22 protein-coding genes are annotated in these 21,604 nt (G+C 70.2%); 20 read left to right on the forward strand and 2 right to left on the reverse strand.

Annotation, left to right across the window (positions count from 1 at the left end):
- Position 1: 1 nt before the first annotated feature.
- Positions 2 to 835 carry a class I SAM-dependent methyltransferase gene (locus ACSMTC_RS24760; RefSeq protein WP_436561912.1) on the reverse strand — a complete coding sequence of 278 codons (834 nt, stop codon included), beginning with the start codon at positions 833 to 835 and terminating at the stop codon, positions 2 to 4.
- Positions 836 to 1,036: 201 nt separating this feature from the next.
- Here ACSMTC_RS24760 and proS point away from each other — a divergent pair, with 201 nt between their 5' ends.
- From proS to ACSMTC_RS24850, 18 genes are all read left to right on the forward strand, one after another.
- Positions 1,037 to 2,449 carry a proline--tRNA ligase gene (gene proS / locus ACSMTC_RS24765; RefSeq protein ID WP_436561913.1) on the forward strand — a complete coding sequence of 471 codons (1,413 nt, stop codon included), beginning with the start codon at positions 1,037 to 1,039 and terminating at the stop codon, positions 2,447 to 2,449.
- A gap of 394 nt (positions 2,450 to 2,843) precedes the next feature.
- Positions 2,844 to 3,422 carry a hypothetical protein gene (locus tag ACSMTC_RS24770; RefSeq protein ID WP_436561914.1) on the forward strand — a complete coding sequence of 193 codons (579 nt, stop codon included), beginning with the start codon at positions 2,844 to 2,846 and terminating at the stop codon, positions 3,420 to 3,422.
- A 518-nt stretch (positions 3,423 to 3,940) separates the two neighbouring features.
- Positions 3,941 to 4,372, forward strand: a complete 432-nt coding sequence (gene rpsP / locus ACSMTC_RS24775) for a 30S ribosomal protein S16 (RefSeq protein WP_436561915.1) — start codon at positions 3,941 to 3,943, stop codon at positions 4,370 to 4,372.
- 2 nt (positions 4,373 to 4,374) lie between these two features.
- Positions 4,375 to 4,614, forward strand: coding sequence for an RNA-binding protein (locus ACSMTC_RS24780; RefSeq protein ID WP_030275689.1), 240 nt, complete (start codon positions 4,375 to 4,377; stop codon positions 4,612 to 4,614).
- A gap of 160 nt (positions 4,615 to 4,774) precedes the next feature.
- Entirely contained in the window at positions 4,775 to 5,410 is a 636-nt protein-coding gene (rimM, locus tag ACSMTC_RS24785; RefSeq protein ID WP_436561916.1) for a ribosome maturation factor RimM, read from the forward strand.
- A gap of 5 nt (positions 5,411 to 5,415) precedes the next feature.
- Positions 5,416 to 6,234, forward strand: a complete 819-nt coding sequence (trmD, locus tag ACSMTC_RS24790; RefSeq protein WP_436564799.1) for a tRNA (guanosine(37)-N1)-methyltransferase TrmD — start codon at positions 5,416 to 5,418, stop codon at positions 6,232 to 6,234.
- Between the two features lie 153 nt (positions 6,235 to 6,387).
- Positions 6,388 to 6,738, forward strand: a complete 351-nt coding sequence (gene rplS, locus ACSMTC_RS24795; protein ID WP_436561917.1) for a 50S ribosomal protein L19 — start codon at positions 6,388 to 6,390, stop codon at positions 6,736 to 6,738.
- 482 nt (positions 6,739 to 7,220) lie between these two features.
- Complete coding sequence (gene lepB / locus ACSMTC_RS24800) at positions 7,221 to 7,832, forward strand: signal peptidase I (protein WP_436561918.1); 612 nt, start codon at positions 7,221 to 7,223, stop codon at positions 7,830 to 7,832.
- A 175-nt stretch (positions 7,833 to 8,007) separates the two neighbouring features.
- Positions 8,008 to 8,850, forward strand: a complete 843-nt coding sequence (gene lepB, locus ACSMTC_RS24805) for a signal peptidase I (protein ID WP_436561919.1) — start codon at positions 8,008 to 8,010, stop codon at positions 8,848 to 8,850.
- A 228-nt stretch (positions 8,851 to 9,078) separates the two neighbouring features.
- A complete protein-coding gene (gene lepB / locus ACSMTC_RS24810; protein WP_436561920.1) occupies positions 9,079 to 10,092 on the forward strand; it encodes a signal peptidase I in 1,014 nt (337 codons plus the stop codon).
- Between the two features lie 205 nt (positions 10,093 to 10,297).
- The gene (gene lepB, locus ACSMTC_RS24815) at positions 10,298 to 11,002 is read left to right on the forward strand and encodes a signal peptidase I (RefSeq protein WP_436561921.1); all 705 of its coding nucleotides are present in this window, start codon (positions 10,298 to 10,300) and stop codon (positions 11,000 to 11,002) included.
- 199 nt (positions 11,003 to 11,201) lie between these two features.
- A complete protein-coding gene (locus tag ACSMTC_RS24820) occupies positions 11,202 to 11,885 on the forward strand; it encodes an NUDIX hydrolase (protein WP_436561922.1) in 684 nt (227 codons plus the stop codon).
- Positions 11,882 to 12,208, forward strand: coding sequence for a DUF2469 domain-containing protein (locus ACSMTC_RS24825; RefSeq protein WP_045301221.1), 327 nt, complete (start codon positions 11,882 to 11,884; stop codon positions 12,206 to 12,208). Before ACSMTC_RS24820 ends, ACSMTC_RS24825 begins: the two co-directional genes overlap by 4 nt.
- Positions 12,209 to 12,369: 161 nt before the next feature.
- Complete coding sequence (locus tag ACSMTC_RS24830; protein ID WP_436561923.1) at positions 12,370 to 12,837, forward strand: YraN family protein; 468 nt, start codon at positions 12,370 to 12,372, stop codon at positions 12,835 to 12,837.
- Position 12,838: 1 nt separating this feature from the next.
- Entirely contained in the window at positions 12,839 to 14,491 is a 1,653-nt protein-coding gene (locus ACSMTC_RS24835) for a YifB family Mg chelatase-like AAA ATPase (RefSeq protein WP_436561924.1), read from the forward strand.
- A gap of 239 nt (positions 14,492 to 14,730) precedes the next feature.
- Positions 14,731 to 15,969: a DNA-processing protein DprA gene (gene dprA / locus ACSMTC_RS24840; protein ID WP_436561925.1), complete on the forward strand. Its 1,239-nt coding sequence runs from the start codon at positions 14,731 to 14,733 to the stop codon at positions 15,967 to 15,969.
- A 623-nt stretch (positions 15,970 to 16,592) separates the two neighbouring features.
- On the forward strand, positions 16,593 to 17,390 hold the full coding sequence (gene whiG / locus ACSMTC_RS24845) for an RNA polymerase sigma factor WhiG (RefSeq protein WP_436561926.1): 798 nt from the start codon (positions 16,593 to 16,595) through the stop codon (positions 17,388 to 17,390).
- A 206-nt stretch (positions 17,391 to 17,596) separates the two neighbouring features.
- Positions 17,597 to 18,226 carry a TetR/AcrR family transcriptional regulator gene (locus tag ACSMTC_RS24850; protein ID WP_436561927.1) on the forward strand — a complete coding sequence of 210 codons (630 nt, stop codon included), beginning with the start codon at positions 17,597 to 17,599 and terminating at the stop codon, positions 18,224 to 18,226.
- Between the two features lie 145 nt (positions 18,227 to 18,371).
- On the opposite strand, the gene ACSMTC_RS24855 is transcribed toward ACSMTC_RS24850, so the two are convergent.
- Positions 18,372 to 18,989 carry a M23 family metallopeptidase gene (locus tag ACSMTC_RS24855; protein WP_436561928.1) on the reverse strand — a complete coding sequence of 206 codons (618 nt, stop codon included), beginning with the start codon at positions 18,987 to 18,989 and terminating at the stop codon, positions 18,372 to 18,374.
- Positions 18,990 to 19,708: 719 nt separating this feature from the next.
- On the opposite strand from ACSMTC_RS24855, the gene rpsB reads away from it, so the two are divergent.
- A complete protein-coding gene (rpsB, locus tag ACSMTC_RS24860) occupies positions 19,709 to 20,572 on the forward strand; it encodes a 30S ribosomal protein S2 (protein WP_436561929.1) in 864 nt (287 codons plus the stop codon).
- A gap of 130 nt (positions 20,573 to 20,702) precedes the next feature.
- Entirely contained in the window at positions 20,703 to 21,539 is an 837-nt protein-coding gene (gene tsf / locus ACSMTC_RS24865) for a translation elongation factor Ts (RefSeq protein WP_436561930.1), read from the forward strand.
- The last annotated feature ends 65 nt before the right edge of the window (positions 21,540 to 21,604 follow it).

Consider the following 21,604-nt stretch of genomic DNA (forward strand, 5'->3'; position numbering starts at 1 on the left):
TTCAGCGGGCCCGTTCGGCGATCACGTACCGGAACAGGTTGGCCATCCGTACCGAGGCGTCCGGCTGGACGAACGGCTGCAGCGCCTCCTCCAGCTCCTTCTCCACCAGGGCCGTGCCGGAGTCGTCGATCGCCGCCTCGTACACGCCGGTCGAGAGCATCCCGCGTACCGCGCTCTCCAGATCCGGGTACGCGAACGGGCAGTTCACCCGTCCGCTGCCCGCCGGGCGCAGTCCGGTGCCGGCCAGCAGCGCCTCCAGTGCGCCCGGCGAGCTCAGCGCGAACGGGTCGCAGCCGGACGCCGGGGCGGCCCGCCGGCGCGCCACGTCCAGAACGACGGCGCTCTCGCAGCGCTCCGGCGGGCCCCAGCCCGCCAGCACCACCTGGCCGCCCGCCAGGGCCAGCCGCGCGGCCATCGCCACCGACCGCCCGGGCTCGCCGGACGGCCGCAGGAACGGCGCCTGCCACAGCTCGAAGAGAGTCACCAGCGAATAGGCCGTGTGGGGGAACGGACCACCCGACCGGTCACGGTGCCCGGGACCGGAAACCCGCAGCCGCCGGCCCTGCGCCAGCTCCCTCAGCTCGGTGTCCAGCTCCTCGCCGGCCACCTGGGCCCCCCGCTCCGCCGCCAGCAGCAGGGACAGTCCCGACCGGCAGCCGAGACCGAGCAGACTGGTCGCCGAGCCGACCTCCAGGCGCTCGTACACGGCCTGGTAGAGCGGCACGAGCATGCGCTCCTGGATCTCAGCCCAGTCGCGCGCCCGCCCGTGTGCACGCGCCCCTCCATGGGCGCGGGGTCGCTGCGCGGTCGTACCGGTCACCTGCGCTGAAGCCATCGCGGCCTCCCATCCGGTCCTCTGCTGGTCTGCTCGTGACACCCCCCGGAAAGTCCCGCCCCGAGTCCAGCGAACAGCGGCCGAGCCCCGGCGTCCAGAGGGGTGCGACGGGGTACTCACGCGCCGTGGTCGTGCGCCCCCCGACCCGTGGGATCGAAACCGATTCACGGTCAGGCGCCGGATCCCCGTACCATCTGCCCCATGGCAAAGGCACCCGTTCTCACCCCCCAGGCGGACGACTTCCCGCGCTGGTACCAGGACCTCATCAACAAGGCCGAGCTGGCCGACAACGGTCCGGTGCGCGGCACCATGGTCATCCGACCGTACGGCTACGGCCTGTGGGAGCGGATGCAGCAGGAGATGGACGCCCGGATCAAGAAGGCCGGCGCCCAGAACGCGTACTTCCCGCTGTTCATCCCGCAGCACTACCTGACCAAGGAAGCCGAGCACGTCGAGGGCTTCGCCCCCGAGCTGGCCGTGGTCACCCACGGTGGTGGCAAGGAGCTGGAGGAGCCGGTCGTGGTCCGGCCGACCTCCGAGACCATCATCAACGAGTACTTCTCCAAGTGGGTGCAGAGCCACCGCGACCTGCCGCTGCTGATCAACCAGTGGGCCAACGTGGTCCGCTGGGAGCTGCGCCCGCGCGTCTTCCTGCGCACCACCGAGTTCCTCTGGCAGGAGGGCCACACCGCCCACGCCACCTACGAGGACGCGCAGGCGTACGCCTCGATGATCCACACCGACGTCTACGGCGACTTCATGACCAACGTGCTGGGCATCGACGTGGTGCTCGGCCGCAAGACCGCCAAGGAGCGCTTCGCGGGCGCCATCAACACCCTCACCCTCGAGGGCATGATGGGCGACGGCAAGGCGCTGCAGATGGGCACCAGCCACGAGCTGGGCCAGAACTTCGCCAAGGCGTTCAACACCACCTACCAGCTCCAGGGTGCCGAGCGCGAGTACGTCTGGCAGACCTCCTGGGGCGTCTCGACCCGTATGGTCGGCGGTCTGATCATGTCCCACGGCGACGACAACGGCCTGCGGGTTCCGCCGCGGCTGGCCGCCGTCCAGGCCGTGGTCCTGGCCATCAAGGGCGACGACGCGGTGCTCGCCAAGGTCCGTGAGATCGGTGCCCGGCTGGAGGCCGCCGGTGTCCGGGTCGTGGTCGACGACCGCACCGACACCCCGTTCGGCCGCCGCGCCGTCGACTGGGAGCTGAAGGGCGTGCCGGTGCGCATCGAGGTCGGCCCGCGCGACCTGGAGAACGGCACCGCGATGCTCGCCCGCCGGATCCCCGGCGGCAAGGAGCCGGTCTCCATCGACGGTCTGGCCGAGCTGCTGCCGGGCATCCTGGAGGAGGACCAGGCCCTGCTGCTGCGTCAGTCCCGCGAGCGCCGCGAGGCCCGCACCGTCGAGGTCAAGACCATCGAGGAGGCCGTCGAGGCGGCCGCGACCGGCTGGGGCCGGATGTCCTGGGCCGAGCTGGGTCCCGAGGGCGAGGCCAAGCTGGCCGAGCAGGGCGTTTCGGTGCGCTGCATCGTCGCGGCCGACGGTTCGGTTCCGCTGACGGACGATCAGGAAGGCAACGTCGCGATCGTCGCGCGCGCCTACTGATGTGCCGATAACCGGTCTCGGTTCTCGAGCCGGAGAGGTCGATTGTTCTACCGCTCGCAGACTGTCAGTTGAGAGTACTGACCAGCCGACTGCCAGTCCTATCGAACTAGCGGTACGGTGTACGGCCCGTGGCCTTGTCAATTTCCGACATTGCCACGGGCCGTCCGCCTTGGGGCGGCGCCGCCGTGCCCGCCCGGGCGTGCGGGGCCCGGACCCCGGGGCAAATCCAAGAGCCCGGCGAGGCTTGTTGGGCCCACAGTTGCAGGGGGTTGGTCTTGCGTCAGATCCGAGCAGCGAAATTCGCGCAGCGATGCGCATTGCTGGGAGTTTCCTGGGAATTCCCGGCGAAGGGGAACGTGCGGAACATCGGCTCTCGCTCCATCGTTGGCATAGCGTGAGCACGACACAGCCTCTCGTTCTCGCGGCCGAACTGGCCGCCGCCTGGAGCGACATCCAGGCATACCACCAGGACCTTCCCGACCTCGCCTCGCCCGAGGCCCTGATCGGCGAGTCCTCCTCGGCCTGCGGCACCCGGCTCGGCTTCGAGCGGTTGCTGCACGAGGCCGCCCACGGTCTGGCAGCCGCGCGGGACATCCGCGACACCTCGCGGGCCGGCCGCTACCACAACCGCCGCTTCCTGATGCTCGCCAGCGAGCTCGGGCTGGCCCACCCGATCGAGCCGCACGCCAGCAGCGGCTTCTCCCAGGTGACCATGCTCAAGGAGACCCAGGAGCGCTACGCCCAGACCATCGAGCGGCTCGACAGTGCGCTCGGTGCGCACCAGCTGGCCGTGGCCGGCGAGGGCGGTCAGCGCACGTTCCGCGGTCCGGCGGCGCGGCACGGCTCCTCGGGGGGCGGCGTCCGGGTCAAGGCGGTCTGCGGCTGCGGCCGGAACGTCCGGGTGGTGCCCTCGGTGCTCGCCCAGGCGTCGATCGTCTGCGGGGCGTGCCAGCAGCCGTTCCGGATCGCCTGAGACTTCGGGCGTCGTTCGGGTGGGGGCTCTTGCCGTCGGGGTGTCGGCGAGGGCTCTTCCCGTGGGGCGGCGCGGCCTTCGTCGGCCCGCCGACTCGGTCGGGTCGGCGCGGCGGAGCGTTCGCCGGTTCGGTGGGGCCGTCGGGCTGGGCGCGTCGGAGCGTTCGTCCGTTCGGTGGGGCCGCCGGGCCGGGGTGTCCGGTGTTCGGTGGGCCCGTCGGTCCGGCGGGTCCGTTGAATCCGGGGTGTCGTCGGTCGGTTCGGTACGTCTGCCGGCCTGCTCGTCCTCCTTGGCGCGCCGACGCTGTTGGATCGCCGCTCCCGCTGGTTCGCCGTCCGGCGGGAAGGCCCTGATTCGGGGCGGCCGGCCGCGTGTGGCAGAATGGACAGCTGAGTACTCGGCAGCCGGGCAGGACCCCTCTCTCCTACGGCTGGCGTGTCCCTTGAACGGCCCGCCCCGCAACCCCACGCGATGGCAGTGGCTGCTCACCCACGTCAACACCAGGAGAATCCACTCCCGTGGCAGTCAAGATCAAGCTGAAGCGACTCGGCAAGATTCGCTCCCCGCACTACCGCATCGTCGTCGCCGACTCCCGCACCAAGCGTGACGGTCGCGCGATCGAGGAGATCGGCCTCTACCAGCCGACCTACAACCCCTCGAAGATCGAGGTCGACAGCGACCGCGCCCAGTACTGGCTGTCCGTCGGCGCCCAGCCGACCGAGCCGGTTCTCGCCATCCTGAAGCTGACCGGCGACTGGCAGAAGTTCAAGGGCCTGCCGGCTCCGGCGCCGCTGAAGGTCGCCGAGCCGAAGGTCGAGGACTTCTCGCACCTGTTCGCCAAGGCCGTCGCCGGCTTCGAGGACAGCACCACCGGTGTCGCCATCACCCCGAAGGCCAAGAAGTCGGACAAGGCCGAGGCTGACGCCGAGGCCGCTTCCACCGAGGCCTGATCGTGATCGAGGAAGCCCTCGACCACCTGGTGAAGGGCATCGTCGAGCACCCCGACGAGGTTCAGGTGCGCTCGCGCAACCTGCGGCGGGGTAACACCATCGAGGTGCGAGTGCACCCCGATGACCTCGGCAAGGTGATCGGTCGGGGCGGCCGGACGGCGCGTGCTCTGCGCACCGTGGTCGGCGCCCTCGGCGGTCGCAACGTCCGGGTCGACCTGGTCGACGTGGACAGCATTCGCTGACGCACAGCCGTCAGGCTTGGGGCCGGTCGGGACGCTCGTCGTCCCGACCGGCCTTCTTTCGTTCCGCCCATTCCATTCCTTCTGTTCCTCGTTCCTTACGTTTTTCCGTTCCTTCGATCCTTCGCAGCGCAAGTCCAGCAACTTCAGGAGAGCGATCACCGTGCAGCTCGTCGTCGGCAAGATCGGCCGCGCCCACGGCATCAAGGGGGACGTCAGCGTCGAGGTCCGTACCGATGAGCCGGAGCTCCGGCTCGGCCCCGGCGCGGTACTGCTCACCGACCCGGCGTCGGCCGGCCCGCTGACCGTCGAGTCGGGCAAGGTGCACAGCGGCCGGCTGCTGCTGCGCTTCGCCGGAGTGAAGGACCGCAACGACGCCGAGGCGTTGCGCGGCACCCTCCTGATCGCCGAGGTCGACCCGGACGAGCGGCCGGAGGAGGAGGACGAGTACTACGACCACCAGCTGATCGGCCTGGACGTGGTCCTCCTCGACGGCACCCTGGTCGGCGAGCTGACCGAAGTCGTCCACCTGCCCTACCAGGACCTCCTCACGGTGAAGAAGGCCGATGGCACCGAGGTGCTGGTGCCGTTCGTCGAGAAGATCGTCCCGACCATCGACCTGGAGAACCAGCGCGCGGTGATCGACCCGCCGCTCGGTCTGATCGACCCCGACCAGGCAGTGGTGGCCGTCGCCTCGGCCGAGGGCGGTGCCGAGGGTGGGCCCGCAGAGGCCGGTGCCGGTGCCGAGGACGGGGACGACGCAGCAGGTGATGCTGGTGAGGGCAAGGCCGACGCATGAGTGAGATGCGGATCGACGTCGTCACGATCTTTCCCGAGTACCTGGAACCGCTGAACGTCTCGCTGGTCGGCAAGGCCCGTGCCCGCGGCCAGCTGGACGTCCACCTGCACGACCTGCGCAGCTGGACCACGGACGTCCACCGCACCGTGGACGACACCCCGTACGGGGGTGGCCCCGGCATGGTGATGAAGCCCGAACCGTGGGGGGCCGCGCTGGACGCGGTGGTCTCGCAGGGGCCCGAAGGCGCTGTGCCGACCCTGGTGGTGCCCACCCCGAGCGGCCGCCCGTTCACCCAGGAGCTGGCCCAGGAACTGGCCGCGCGGCCCTGGCTTGCCTTCGCGCCGGCCCGTTACGAGGGCATCGACCGCCGGGTGATCGAAGAGGCCGCGACGCGGATGCCCGTGGTCGAGGCGTCGATCGGCGACTACGTCCTGGCCGGTGGCGAGGTCGCCGTGCTGGTCATGGTCGAGGCGATCGCGCGCCTGCTGCCCGGTGTCCTCGGCAACGCCGAGTCGCACCGGGACGACTCCTTCGCCCCCGGCGCCATGGCCGACCTGCTGGAGGGGCCGGTCTACACCAAGCCCGCCGAGTGGCGGGGCCGGGCCGTGCCGGAGATCCTGCTCAGCGGCCACCACGGCAAGATCGCCCGCTGGCGCCGTGAGCAGGCGTTCGCGCGAACCCTGGCCAACCGGCCCGACCTCGTCGAGCGTTGGCAGTACGACTCGTTCGACAAGAAGGAACGGCAGGCCCTCAGCATCCTCGGCCTGGTGTGGGACGAGCGGCTCGGCCGATTTCGGTCCGCAGCCGATGCTGTGGAAGAATAGGCGACTGTTGTCTGTCGCTGGACTCCTCTCGTAGGGGTCAGTGGTCCGACGCCCCCGCCACGGGGGGTACGTCGAAGGCCGAAGCGGCCCGCAGCACACCCCATTGAGACGAATTTCCGTGGGCGGCCCGTGGCGCCTGCGATGGAGAGCATCATGAGCAACAAGCTCGCTGCTGTCGACGCGGCCTCGCTGCGTACCGACATCCCGGCGTTCCGCGCCGGTGACACCCTGAAGGTCCACGTCCGGGTTATCGAGGGCAACCGCTCCCGTATCCAGGTCTTCCAGGGCATCGTCATCCGCCGCCACGGCTCGGGCGTCGGCGAGACCTTCACCGTTCGCAAGGTCAGCTTCAACGTCGGCGTGGAGCGCACCTTCCCGGTGCACACCCCGGTCGTCGAGAAGATCGAGGTCGTGACCCGCGGTGCGGTCCGCCGCGCCAAGCTGTACTACCTGCGTGACCTGCGCGGCAAGGCCGCCAAGGTCAAGGAGAAGCGCGACAGCTGATCCGCTCACCCTCGGCATCGCCGAGGGCTGGGTACGCTCGGACCGGGCTGAGAACCCTAGGGATAAGCTCAGCCCCGATGAGCACGCACGAACCTCCCGCGGACCGCGACGGCAGTCCCACACCTTCGGGTGCGGACTCGCCGTCGCGGTCCGCGGTCGTTTCCGGCGAAGACCGGCCCTCGGGAGAATCCACCGCTGGTGGAGGCGGAGCTGAGCCCGGCAGCGGCGAAGCCATGCCCGGTAGGGGCGGGGCCGAACCCGTTGCGGGTGGAGCCGGATCCGGCGGGGAGGGAGCCACGCCCGGCCCGGGCGCGGCCGAGCCCGGTGCGGGCGGAGCCGAGCCCAGCCCAGGATCATCGCCACCTGATGATGCGAAGCACTCCGAGGACGAGGACGAGGACGAGGACGAGGCACGGGCGGCGGGTGGGGACCGGTGGTTCTCACGGACGTTCCTCCTGGGTGTTGGGATCTGTCTGCTGGCGTTGCTGCTGCTGAACTCCTTTGTCGTCCGCCCCTTCGGGGTGCCGTCCGAGTCGATGGAGGGCACACTCCGCCCGGGTGACCGTCTCCTGGTGAACCAGTTGGCGTACGACTTCGGTCGGCACGTTCAGCGCGGGGACGTGGTGGTCTTCGACGGCATCGGCTCCTTCCTCCCGTACGCGTCCGAGCCCTCGGCCGTGCAGCGATTTCTCGCTGGGTTCGGGCTGTCCTCCGGAGGCGACTCGGTCTATGTGAAACGGGTGATCGGGATCGGCGGGGACCGGATCACCTGCTGTGGTTCGGACGGTCGGATCAAGGTCAACGGCGTGCCGTTGGACGAATCGCAGTATCTCTATCCCGGTGACGCTCCTTCGGGAGTGGGCTTCGACGTGGTGGTACCGCCAGGCAAGTTGTGGGTGATGGGAGACCACCGGAGTGACTCCCGGGACTCCCGGGATCACCTTGGTGAGCCCGGCGGCGGCTTCGTCCCCGAGGACAAGGTGATCGGCCGTGCGGAGTGGGTGGTCTTCCCGATCGGGCGCTGGACTTCACTGAAGCGCCCTGCCGGGTTCGCCGCCGTCGAGGGGACCGGTGGCCATGGGGGGCAGAGGTAGGGGACGGTCTGCCCCTTCGACAACCGGTGCGCCGGCTGCCTCGGTGGCGGAGTCGATACCCGGATCGATGGTCGGAGGCGGGTCTGAGTCGGCGCAGGGGCCGGTAGTTGCCCGAGGGCGGGCTGAGCGCAGGCGGACAGTGCGCCGAGCCGAGCGCCGCAGGCGTCACTCACTGTTGCGCGAACTGCCCATGATCCTGGTGGTCGCACTGGTGATCGCGCTGCTGCTCAAGACATTCCTGGTACAGGTCTTCGTCATCCCTTCCGGCTCGATGGAACCGACCATCCGGATCGGCGACCGGGTGTTGGTGGACAAGGTCACGCCCTGGTTCGGCGCAGAGCCTCGGCGCGGTGAGGTGGTCGTCTTCAGGGATCCGGGTGGCTGGCTGGAGGCGGAGCACAAGCGTTCCTCGGACGGGCCGGTACTCCGCGGGGTGAAACAGGTCTTCTCCTACGTGGGTCTGCTGCCGTCCGAGAACGAGCAGGATCTGATCAAGCGGGTGATCGGTGTTGCCGGGGACACAGTGGAGTGCTGTGACGCCAAGGGCAGGGTGAGCGTCAATGGCACTCCGCTGGACGAGCCTTACGTCGCGCCGGGCAACGCGCCGTCGAGGCAGCCGTTCAAGGTCACTGTCCCGCCCGGACGGCTCTGGGTGATGGGGGACCACCGGGACGTCTCGGCCGATTCCCGTTTCCACATGGACAGGCCCGGTGGCGGCACCATCCCGGTGGGCAATGTGATCGGGCGGGCCTTCGTGATCGCATGGCCGAAGGGACACATGCGACAACTTGACGCACCTGCTTCCTTTTCCGTGCTCCCTTCATCGGCCGGAGCTTCCGCTCTGCCTGATTTCGACCGTGCCGGAGTCGCTGCGGAATCGGACGGGGCCAACCCGGATCCAGCGGAACCTCCGCTCGTTATGGGTGTGTTGGGCGTCACCCCGTTCCTCGCGGGACCAAGGCGGATGGTGGTCCGGCCGGGGCGGATGGTGGTCCGGCCCGGGCAGTCGGCCTGTTGATCACCGCATCTGCCGTGTGGGAGCAGTGGCGTGATGTCCTGGAGTGATAGAGAAGATCTGGAGCGCTCGGTGTACGTTTCGGTGGCCTCCGGAGGCTGGGCCGGTGTCAGGATCGCCCGTGCTGGGCAGGCCTGAGGCGGTTGACGGTCGGTCGCAGAGTGTGGTGCCCGCTGTGCGGCACTGGTGAGCGCGGGCGCGCGGGCGTCCGCACAGCAGGGAGGAGATGTTGTGGGGGATCTGGTGATCGGCGCCCGCTCGGGGGCCCCCGAGCCGGAGGGCGTCGACGGTCGTACTGTTCGGTCCGCCGAGTCCGCACAACCGTCGGAGCCCGGCGAGGGCGGATCGGCTGCCGGCGCGGCGGGTGAGTCCGACGGTCCGGACGGCAGGGAATCGGGCAGAGGGGCCGGGAGATTGAGTGGTGGCGGTGACGGGGACGGCTCGCCGAGCGCTTCGGACGACGCTTCCGAGGACACTCCGGAACCCCCGAAGCAGCGTTCCTTCTGGAAAGAACTGCCCATCCTGGTCGGCATCGCGCTGATCCTGGCGCTGGTGATCAAGACCTTCTTCGTCCAGGCGTTCTCGATTCCTTCGGGGTCGATGGAGAACACCCTGCGGATCGGTGACCGGGTGCTGGTGGACAAGCTCACGCCGTGGTTCGGCGCTGAGCCGGAGCGCGGTGACGTGGTGGTCTTCCAGGACCCGGGGGGCTGGCTGAACGACGAGCCTGTTCAGCAGAGCAGCAACTCCTTCCTCCGAGGCGTGCAGGATGTGCTCGGCTTCATCGGTCTCATGCCGTCGGCCAACGAGAAGGACCTGATCAAACGGGTCATCGCGGTTGGTGGCGACACCGTCGAGTGCCAGGGCACCGGGCCGGTCAAGGTCAATGGTGTCGCGCTGGACGAGCCGTACATCTTCCCGGGCAACACCCCCTGTGGTGACAAGCCGTTCGGTCCGGTGAAGGTGCCCGAGGGCAGGCTCTGGGTGATGGGTGACCACCGAGGCAACTCGCTGGACTCCCGGTTCCACCAGGACCAGCCCGGTGGCGGGACGGTTCCGGTGGGCAACGTGATCGGGCGTGCGTTCGTGGTGGCCTGGCCCATCAGCGACTGGGCGACGCTCCCGGTGCCCGACACCTTCGGTCAGAAGGGGCTGGCCTCTGCGGCAATGCCGTTCACGCCTCCCGTTGCCGGGGCGGCGGCCGCGCTGCCGGTGGTCTGGTGGCTTCGGAGGTCTCGCCGCTGAGGCCTTCCGGGTCTGCTGTCGGGTCTTGCGCGGGCCGTGGTACCGGCGAGTAGTCTGCTCGCACGCACCACGGCCCGTCGGCTTTTTCGAGCCGGCCGCGGTGCACTCGTGCGCTGCGCGGGTCGACCTGGAAGGGGCGGTGGCGATGGGCGGTGTCGTGGAGCACACGGCCCCGGCGTCGGCTGCGGCCGGCAGAGCGGGCGCGGTGAGACGACGGAGCCTGGCCTCGCTGCTGCACGGCCTGGTGATCGGCCTCGGCTTCGCCGCCATGGTCGGGGGATTCGTGGTGATCGGGCTCAACTACCGTCCGTACCGGGTTCCGACCGATTCGATGTCCCCCACAGTGCACGCGGGGGACACCGTGCTCGCCCGCTCGGTGCACGACGGTGCCGTGGGCCGAGGGGACATCGTGGTCTTCCGCGACTCGCAGTGGGGTGACCAGATGATGGTCAAGCGAGTGGTGGCGGTCGGCGGGGACACTGTGGCGTGCTGCGACTCCAAGCAGCGCCTGCTGGTGAACGGCAGGCCGATCGACGAACCCTACACGGCGCGTTCGATGATGCCCGGGGCGGACTTCAAGACGACCGTCCCGGCTGGGCGGCTCTTCCTGCTCGGCGACTTCAGGGCGAACTCGCTGGACTCGCGAGCCCATCTCGATGTCGCGAGTGGAACCGTCCCCGCCACCGACGTGATCGCTCGGGTCGAGGCGACGGTCTGGCCCTACGGCCGGTTCGCCGTGGCCAAGCGTACGGTTGCGTTCGACGGACTCGGCGCGCCGCTGGCGGCCGGGCCGGGGCCGGTAGGGCCGGCGATGTACGCGATGGCCGGTGGCGCGGGGGTGGTCGTACTCGCTTCGGCCGCCGGCGGGCTCGTGTCGCTCGGCCGCAGGCTGGTGCGTCGCAACGGCTGAGCGCTCCGGCGGGCCGGTCTCGTCCGGGTGGCCGGGGAGGCCCGTGCCATCTGCGTCGCAGGCCGCCGGGCAGTGGCTGATCGGGCGGCTTGAGTGCCTACCTGGGCTACCGGGATTCCCAGTGGCCCTGGGGGTTCCGGGCCTCCACGGGTAGCCGGGATTCCCGGTGCTTTCGGTGGCCCCGGGGCTCCCGGGGCGAGTGAAACGACTTCCGCAGGGCGTGGAGGTGACGGGCGTGGTCGAGCGGCGGCGAGCAGCGCGGGTCCTGCTCCTGGACGGCGAAGGCCGGATCCTGCTCTTCCGCGGTGCGGACCCGGTGGTCCCGGGTGTCCGCTGGTGGATCACGCCTGGCGGCGGGCTGGAACCGGGTGAGGCGCCGCGCGATGCGGCGCTGCGTGAGCTCGCGGAGGAGACCGGGCTGACGGATGTCGAGTGGGGACCGGTGGTGGCGTACGACACGGTTGTCTACTCCTTCCAGGGGCAGCATTACGAGCAGGACCAGTCATTCCACCTCGCCCGCCTCCGGGCCGGCGGACGGAGGAGCGGGGGAGGCCGTGGACCGGCGAACGGACCGGACGGCGGGCCCGGGAGCGAGTGGAAGGGCAGGCCTGGGAACGAGTCGGGAATCGGCACCGGAGACCGGGGTTCCGAGTGGCTGTCCGCGACGTGCGATGCTGAGGAACACGCACGGCTGCTGACCGCCCGCTGGTGGACCGTGCCGGAGTTGCGAGCGACCGGTGAGACGGTCTATCCGGCGGTGCTGGCGGACCTGGTCGACCGCCTGCTGAGGGACGGCCCGCCAGTCCTGCCGGTAAGGCTCTCCGGGCGGGTGTGGTGGTCCACAATGGGGTGGACCAGACGAGTTGAGGGGACGCCTGAATGAGTGCCGAGGATCTCGAAAAGTACGAGACCGAGATGGAGCTCAAGCTCTACCGGGAGTACCGGGACGTCGTCGGCCTGTTCAAGTACGTGATCGAGACCGAACGACGTTTCTACCTGACGAACGACTACGAGTTGCAGGTGCACTCGGTCCAGGGCGAGGTGTTCTTCGAGGTGTCGATGGCGGATGCCTGGGTGTGGGACATGTACCGACCGGCTCGGTTTGTCCGCAAGGTGAGAGTGCTGACCTTCAAGGACGTCAATATCGAGGAACTGGCGAAGAGCGATCTGGAGCTGCCCTCCGACGACGCGGCCTTCGGCAGCTGACATTGGTGCGGGCTCCGGTCTGATGTCCAGAGTTCCGCCCGATGTTCACCCCTGTGGGTTATACGAGTTATCCACACCCCCGAGTTGTCCACAGGAATCGAGAACCCTCTGGCCTGATTTACGGCCGGCACGGCAACCTCCCCGACACGGAGGTGATAGCCGTGCAGAGTTCCAACAACGGCCTCGGCCGTTACGGCGAGGAGGTGGCCGCCCGGTGGCTCGCCGCAGGCGGTCTGAGAATCCTGGAGCGCAACTGGCGTTGCGCGGAGGGCGAGCTCGACATCGTCGCCCTGGATGGCGACACGCTCGCTGTCTGTGAAGTCAAGACCCGGTCCGAGCGTGGGTTCCAGCAGCCGAGTGAAGGAATCGATCGGACCAAGGCCGCGCGCCTGCGGCACCTGGCCGAGCGCTGGCTCGGCGAACGCTGGCCGGCCCACTTCGACGGCCTCGTTCGGGCCGTCGCGGTAGCCGGGCCGGATCCCGCGGTCCAGGCCGAGGCCAGCACGCGGACGACACCACGGACCCGCCCGGTACCCCTGCCGCCCGGTGGGGTCCGGATCGACCTGATCGCGGTGGTCAACCGGGCCAAGGGCGCCGCTCAGGTCGAGCACCACCGCGGGGCGGTGTGAGATGGCCTTCGCCCGGACCTGTTCCGTCGCGCTGGTCGGCGTGGACGGTGTCGTGGTCGAAGTACAGGCCGACCTCGAACCCGGCCTCGCGGCCTTCGCCCTGGTCGGTCTGCCGGACAAAGCCCTCACCGAGGCCCGGGATCGTGTTCGCGCGGCCTTGGTCAACAGCGGGGAGAGCTGGCCGCAACGGAAGCTGACGGTAGGCCTCAGCCCCGCGTCCGTGCCGAAGAGCGGTAGCGGCTTCGACCTCGCCGTCGCCTGCGCGGTCCTGGCGGCGGCCGAGCGGCTGGACCCGGCCGCCATCGCTGATCTGCTGATCATCGGCGAGCTGGGTTTGGACGGGCGAGTCCGTCCGGTACGAGGAGTGCTTCCCTCCGTGCTCGCCGCTGCGGAAGCGGGGTACAGACAGGTCGTCGTCGCGGAGCCGACCGCTGCCGAAGCCGCCCTCGTCCCCGGGGTCTCCGTTCTCGGCGTCCGCAGCCTGCGCCAGCTGATCGCCGTACTCACCCGGGCACCGGTACCGGAAGAGGAGCCGGATCAGCCGTCAGGACGCCGGGATCCGTCACTTGCGGGCCTGATGGTTCCCGGGGCGGGCGTCCGGGGGCACCTGCGAGAGGGCGTCGCGCAGCTCGACCTCGCCGATGTCACCGGTCAGTACGAGGCCCGCCGCGCACTGGAGATCGCCGCCGCAGGTGGTCACCACCTCTACCTCAAGGGACCGCCGGGAGCAGGGAAGACCATGCTCGCCGAGCGGCTCCCCACCCTGCTCCCGCCGCTGAGCCAGACCGAGGCACTGGAGGTAACGGCTATCCACTCGGTCGCCGGGCTGCTGCCGCCCGATCGGCCGCTGATCGACACACCGCCGTATTACGCGCCGCACCACTCCACCACCATGCCGGCCATCGTCGGAGGAGGCAGCGGCCTGCCCAGGCCCGGCGCGGTCTCACTGGCCCACCGGGGCGTCCTCTTCCTGGACGAAGCCCCGGAGTTCCCGGTCCGTGTGCTCGACGCCCTGCGGCAGCCGCTCGAATCCGGCGAGGTGACCATCGCACGAGCCGCCGGGTCGCTGCGGCTACCGGCCAGATTCCAGCTCTGCCTGGCTGCGAACCCCTGCCCCTGCGGTCGCTTCTCCCAGCGGGGCGGAGGCTGCGAATGCAGCTCGGCGATGGTCCATCGCTACCAGGCCAGGCTTTCCGGGCCGCTGCTGGACCGGGTGGACCTTCAGGTCCAGGTCGCCCCTGTGACCAGGGCGGAGCTGATGGAACGCGGCCGGTCGGCCGAGAGCACCGCCACGGTCGCGGCCCGGGTACTGGCCGCGCGTGCGCGCGCCGCGACTCGGCTCAGCGACACCCCTTGGCGCACCAACGCCGAGGTGCCAGGGCACTACCTGCGTACCCGGTGGCAGCTCGCGCCGGGCGCCCTCACCGATGCCGAGCGGGAACTGGAGCGCGGCATCCTGACCGCCAGAGGGCTCGACCGGGTCCTGCGAGTCGCCTGGACGGTCGCCGATCTGGTCGGCCGCGACCAGCCCTCCAGGCTCGACGTCCGCACCGCTCTCGTCCTGCGGACGGGCGTTGAACGCGGGCTTCCGGCCATGGATCCCAAACCGCTCGCCTGCCAGGATCCCGATCCGGACCTGCGCGGCGAGAGTTGACCGACAGCCGGCAGACCGATGCAGAAGGGCAGCGCTCTGCCGTTCCCCCGGAGGTGCAGATGAACCGCGCTCGGACGACCACCAACCACTCGAAACCCGGCCAGCCCGCGCCCGCCCGGACGGCGCCTCCCTCCAGAGCGCCTGGAGCACCGGGAACGGCTCCGTCGGGCCGGCCCCCGTCGGGCCCCGCGTCGCCGGGCCAGCCCCCTCCGGTTCAACCCACGCGGCACCGAGCGCAGTTGATCCGTCCCACAGGAGCCCGCTGCCCCGAGCCGGTCCCTGACGCCGGACGGCCGGGCGGTGAGCCGTCGCTCGGACCGTGTCCGCCGAGCGGTGAGGCCCGAGAGCCGGAACGGCTCGCCAGAGCGGCCCTGACGCGCCTCACCGAGCCCGGTGACGCGGTGATCGGGCGGTGGCTCTCCAAGGCCGGCGCGCCCACCCTCATCGAGGCCATCCGCGCGCGTACGGTGCCCGGCTACCTCGATCTGGACGCCACCAGACTCGACGGCTACCGCTCCAGACTCCCGGGCCTCGACCCCGAGGCGGATCTGGAGCGGGTGCATGGCCTCGGTGGGCGGTTCATCATTCCGGGCGACATGGAATGGCCCTCGCAGCTCGATGACCTGGGTGACAGCAGACCGATCGGCCTCTGGACCAGAGGTACCGGCTCCCTCCGCCTGTTCGCTCTGCGCTCGGTCGCCGTCGTCGGCGCCCGAGCCTGCACCGCCTATGGCGCGCACGTCGCCGGAGAGCTGGCAGCCCAACTGGCCGAGCGCGGCTGGGTGGTCGTCTCAGGGGCGGCGTACGGGATCGACGCCGCGGCTCACCGGGGTGCGCTCGCGGTCGGCGGCATCACCATCGGGGTCCTTGCCTGCGGGGTGGACGAGGCCTACCCGTCGGGCAACTCCGAACTCATCTCACGGATCGCCGTGCAGGGCCTGCTGCTCAGCGAGTTGGCGCCAGGGGAGCACCCCAACAGGTTCCGGTTCGTGCTTCGGAACCGGGTGATAGCGGCACTGACCCGAGGGACGGTGGTGGTCGAAGCGGCCCTCCGCAGCGGGGCCTTGAGCACAGCCCGCCGTGCCAGGGACCTCAACCGCCACACCATGGGTGTGGCCGGGCCGGTGACCTCGGAGCTCTCCGCCGGAGTGCACGCGCTGATCCGCAGCGGGGACGCGACACTGGTCACCGACGCCGCCGAGGTCGGCGAGCTGATCGGCGCCATCGGGGACGACCTGGCGCCGCGCCGGTCCGGTCCGATCCTGCCCAGGGACCACCTGGAGCCCACCGTGGCAAGGGTGTTGGAGGCGGTGCCGGCCACTGCCGAAGGTGCGCCCGTCGAGTCCCTGGCACGCGCAGCGGGGCTTTCGGCCGACGAAGTCCTGCAACGGCTCTACGAGTTGGGTTCGCTCGGCTTCGTGGAACGGTTCGGAGCGCATTGGAGGCTGGTCAGAGGCGCTCGATCCCGCTCGCGCTGAGGCGCCGGACGCCGCGGCGGGCAGGCATGCCGGAGTGAGAGCCCGCCGGTTCTTGCGCCGTTGCACCGGATCGTGTGTCAACGGGACCATGCCGACGGGTCACCCACCGGGGCACCGTGACTCACGCACCAGTCGAACGACCTGACCGGGCTGAATCGGACCTGGAGGTGGTGAACCCGTCATCGCGGGGGCGAGGGCGGAATGACGCGCCGGGCTCGCCACCGGTTCGAGGGACGACCGAGTGGCGGTAGCACACCGCAGCGAGTCGGTCACGCTACGCTCGCAGTGTCTCCTATCAGCACATGACTCGGCAGAACGGCGCAGACCAACGCATGCCCACACACATTCCCGGACACCGGGTAGTCGGTGGCCTCCGGTCCTCGGGAGGGCCTGGGGCCGAGGCGCGCCCCAACGCTGATCACCAGCCGAAGGCGCCAGGGGTGATGGGGCTGACCCGACAGGCCGGGCGGCCACCCTCCCCGGGCGGCAAGGAGGAGACCTCGCCCCCGACCGGTGCCCGGCCGCCGGCCGCCCGGCGCGGTCCCGGCAGCGCGGTACCTCCAGGAGCCGCCCCCGCCCCGGGGTCTGTCCCCGCGGCAGCGGCGACGCCGGGCGCGGCGCCCGTGCCGAGTCCCGTGGCCGACGCCCGTGCCAACGCCGAGCGCACTGCCCTGGAGTCGCTCTGGCGCTCGTACAAGGAGACCGGGGACACCAGGCTGCGCGAGCAGCTGATCCTGCACTACTCACCGTTGGTCAAGTACGTTGCGGGCCGGGTCAGCGTCGGCCTCCCGACCAACGTGGAACAGGCGGACTTCGTCTCCTCGGGGGTCTTCGGGCTGATCGACGCGATCGAGAAGTTCGACATCGACCGGGCCATCAAGTTCGAGACCTACGCCATCAGCCGGATCCGCGGCGCCATCATCGACGAGCTCCGGGCACTCGACTGGATCCCGCGCTCGGTCCGGCAGAAGGCCAAGGCGGTGGAGCGGACGTACGCCACGCTGGAGGCCCGGCTGCGCCGTACCCCGCACGAGCCGGAGGTGGCCGCCGAGATGGGCATCGCGATCGAGGACCTGCACGCCATCTTCAGCCAGCTCTCGCTCGCGAACGTCGTGGCCCTGGACGAGCTGCTCCACCCGGTGGGGGAGAGCGGCGACCGCTTGAGTCTCATGGACACCCTCGAGGACACCGGCGCCGACAACCCCGTCGAGATCGCCGAGGACAGGGAACTGCGCCGTCTGCTGGCCACGGCGGTCAACACCCTCCCCGAGCGGGAGAAGACCGTGGTGACGCTCTACTACTACGAGGGACTCACCCTCGCCGAGATCGGTCAGGTGCTGGGGGTGACGGAGAGCAGGGTTAGCCAGATCCACACCAAGTCCGTGCTGCAGCTCCGGGCCAAACTGACAGACATTCGCTGATGGGCATTCGCTGACGGACAGTCGTTGACTGACTTCCATCGGCGGACAGTCGCTGGTGGGCTTCCGGCGGCGGGTATCCACTGACTGCCGATGACCACGGAGAGCGGACGGGCGGAGCGTCGGCGGGACGGCCCGCCCCGGCATCCGGCGGCCGCCGGTCGCGTGGTGCTGTACCGGGCGGTCACCGGTCTCCGTACAGTAGGAACGTGCCGAGAATCCGAGCAGCCACAGTCGCCGAGCATCGTCAGCTGCAACGCGCAGCCCTTCTGGACGCTGCCCGGGCTCTACTCACCGATGGTGGGATGGACGCTCTCACCTTCCCGGCCCTCGCGGCGAGGACCGGCCTGGCTCGATCCTCGGTGTACGAGTACTTCGGGTCGCGCGCCGCTGTGGTCGAGGAACTCTGCGCCGTGGACTTCCCGCTCTGGGCGGCTGAGATCGAAACGGGTATGGCCGCCTGCGACGGCCCCGAGGCCCGGGTCGAGGCCTATGTACGGGGGCAGCTGGCGCTGGCCGGAGACCCGAGGCACCGCGCGGTCATGGCCATCTCGATGCTCGAACTCGACGAGACTGCCCGGGAACGCATCCGTGCCTCGCACGCCGAGTTGGTCTCGCTGGTCGTTCAGGCTCTCCGGGAGCTCGGACACGGGCAGCCCCGGTTGGCGGCAGCGCTGCTCCAGGGCGTGGTCGAAGCCGCGGTCCGGCAGGCGGAACGGGCACCGGCCGAGGATGCGGGGGCCATCGCGGACGCCGCCGTCGCCCTCGCACTGCGCGGGCTCGCTACAGGGACGGCGACTGTGGCGAAGACTGCCGGACCTGCCGCCGGGACTGCCTGACCGCTCCCATGTGGTCGGGTGCCTGAGCCTGCGTACACAGGGGCTTCCTGATCGCGCCCGGGCGTCCGGGAGTGTCCGAGCCGCGCCCGGTCGGCGCCGTCCGCGCCGTTCCGCCCGGCCGACGCCGGCGGTTGCCACCCGGCCGTCATGTGTCTTCCAGAGGCAGCAACCGGGCCCGGCCGTCGCCGAACAGCGCCAGCGGGTCGAGGTAGCGCTTTCCGCGGAGCAGACCCCAGTGCAGGCATCCGGTCGCACAGTGTCCGGTCCCCGGGGACACCGTTCCGATGGCATCGCCCGCAGCCACCGAGGTGCCGACCGGAATGCTTCCGGTGACCGGCAGGTAGGTGGTCCGCAGTGGGGGCGTACCGGAGGAGGGGTGGGTCACCGTCACCACGGGGCGGCCGGCGACCATGCCCGAGAACGAGACCACTCCCGGTGCGGCGGCTCGAACGGTCATGCCCTCCGAGGCGGTGAGATCCACCCCGCGGTGACCGGCCGCCCATCGCACTGGTGGCGCGTCGAACCGCCGCAGCAGACCGGACCGCCGGCCGACCGGCCATGCGCGTCCAGCGCCGGGACCGGGCCCGGAGGTGAGTGTGGCTGCCGGTGCGGAGCCGAGGGTCGACGTGGAGCCGAGGACCGGTGCGACAGTCGGCTCCGTCACCCCGTGGGCGGACGGTGGCGGGCAGACCAGCACCAACGCGGCCAGCAGCAACGTGAGCAGCAGCGCCTGTACCCGCCGGTCCGGCGCGGGCGGCGGCATCGCCGCGTCGAGTCCCCGGCCGAACCCGCTTCGCCAGCCGAGCCCGGAAGGCCCTGGAAGTCCGCCGGGGAGATCCGGAAGTCCGCCGGGGATGCTCGAGGGCCCGCCGGGGAGGTGCGGAAGCCCGTCGAGCAGGTGTGAGCGAGCCCGTAGTGCCGAGCGGCGGGGCGCTGTGGGAGGGAGGAGAGACTTCGTCATGCGCAGGAGGCTGCTGCTCGGCAGCCCCGTCTGGCCAGTCCCGCCTCGATTCCTGTGGACAACTCCCGCCTGTGGAGAACCGGAGTCGCCCGAACGGGTGAAAACGAAGGCTTGCCAGTGCCTCACAAGGCGTGCCGGACCATCCGGGCGTCCTCCCGCGTGCCGCCTGGAAACGGTGGAGTCGCTCGCTGCTCGGCGCTTCCCGTACACTTCACACGCGACCCGGTCCACCCGGGTCGACTTCGCACGCCCCGCCACTGGTCGAAATGTGTCGGAAGGTGAGGGTCCACAGGGCCTGAACCAGCCCGGCTCATCCGGTGCGAGTGCCGCTCGGTCCACCGAGCCTGCCACGGCCCACGGCCGCCAGGCCCGGGCGGCTCGGCACGTTCGGGGCGTCAGGCGTGACGGTCACCCGACCGCCACGGACAACCGAGTCAGACCTGGCTGCTTCCCTACGACGGTGCCCGACAACGGCGCCGACGGGGGCCGACGAGCCAGGCGCAACACTGAGGAGCACGGCCATGGCCGTCGTCACGATGCGGGAGCTGCTGGAGAGCGGCGTCCACTTCGGTCACCAGACCCGTCGTTGGAACCCGAAGATGAAGCGCTTCATCTTCACGGAGCGCAACGGCATCTACATCATCGACCTCCTGCAGTCGCTGAACTACATCGACCGCGCCTTCGAGTTCGTCAAGGAGACCGTTGCCCACGGCGGCAGCGTCCTCTTCGTCGGCACCAAGAAGCAGGCCCAGGAGGCCATCGCCGAGCAGGCCACCCGCGTGGGCATGCCCTACGTGAACCAGCGCTGGCTCGGCGGCATGCTGACCAACTTCTCGACCGTCTACAAGCGTCTGCAGCGCCTCAAGGAGCTCAGCGAGATCGACTTCACGGATGTGGCCGGCTCCGGCCTCACCAAGAAGGAGCTCCTGGTCCTCCAGCGCGAGTACGACAAGCTGGAGAAGACCCTCGGCGGTATCCGCGACATGCAGCGCGTTCCCAGCGCTGTCTGGATCGTGGACACCAAGAAGGAGCACATCGCGGTCGGCGAGGCCCGGAAGCTGAACATCCCGGTCGTCGCCATCCTCGACACCAACTGCGACCCGGACGAGGTCGACTACAAGATCCCGGGTAACGACGACGCCATCCGCTCCGTCACCCTGCTGACCCGCGTCATCGCCGACGCCGTCGCCGAGGGCCTCAAGGCCCGTGCCGGTGTCGCCAAGGGCGACGTCAAGGCCGAGCCGGGCGCCGACCAGCCGCTGGCCGCCTGGGAGAAGGACCTGATCGAGGGCCAGAAGGCCGCCGAGGAGGCCCCGGCCGCCGAGGCTCCGGCCGCCGAGGCTCCGGCCGCTGAGGCTCCGGCCGCTGAGGCCGACCAGGCCTGACGTACCAAGGGCGAGGGGCACCCGCCGGTACGACACCGGTAGGTGCCCCTCTCTCCACGTACCGGGGCTGAACCACCAGCCCCGGTGCAACTCCACGCAGACACGCGAGACGCGAGAAGAGATTCACACCATGGCGAACTACACCGCCGCGGACGTCAAGAAGCTCCGTGAGCTCACCGGCGCCGGCATGATGGACTGCAAGAAGGCTCTGGACGAGGCCGAGGGCGCCGTCGAGAAGGCCGTCGAGATCCTGCGTATCAAGGGCCAGAAGGGTGTCGCCAAGCGCGAGGGCCGTGACGCCTCCAACGGCGCCCTGGCTCTGGTGCTGGAGGCTGGCAACTCCGGCGTTCTGGTCGAGCTGAACTGCGAGACCGACTTCGTCGCCAAGGGTGAGAAGTTCGTCGAGGTCGCGGACAAGCTGGCCAAGCACGTCGCCGCCACCGCCCCGGCCGATGTCGAGGCCGCGCTGGCCAGCGAGATCGAGGCCGGCAAGACCGTCCAGCAGTTCGTGGACGAGGCCAACGCCAACCTGGGCGAGAAGATCGTCTTCAAGCGCTTCGCGCAGTTCGCCGGCGAGGGCTTCGTCGGTGCCTACATGCACCGCACCTCTCCGGACCTGCCGCCGCAGGTCGGTGTCCTGGTCGAGCTCGACAAGGAGAACGCCGAGGTCGCCAAGGACGTCGCGCAGCACATCGCCGCCTTCGCCCCGACCTACCTGTCCCGCGAGGACATCCCGGCCGAGATCCTGGACAACGAGCGCCGCGTCGCCGAGGCCACCGCTCGCGAGGAGGGCAAGCCCGAGGCCGCCCTGCCGAAGATCGTCGAGGGTCGCGTCACCGGCTTCGTCAAGGAGAACTCCGTTCTGGAGCAGGCGTTCGCCAAGGACAACAAGAAGACCGTCGCCAAGGTCCTCGACGAGGCCGGCGTCAAGCTCGTGCGCTTCGCCCGTTTCCGCGTCGGCGCCTGAGCCACGTTCCCCAGCGCTTCCCGCCTAAGGTAGGAAGCGCCCGGTCACCCGCTCGGGTGGCCAGG

This window comes from Kitasatospora sp. HPM-01-4 (genome assembly GCF_051374625.1).
In the GTDB taxonomy this organism is placed as follows: domain Bacteria; phylum Actinomycetota; class Actinomycetes; order Streptomycetales; family Streptomycetaceae; genus Kitasatospora.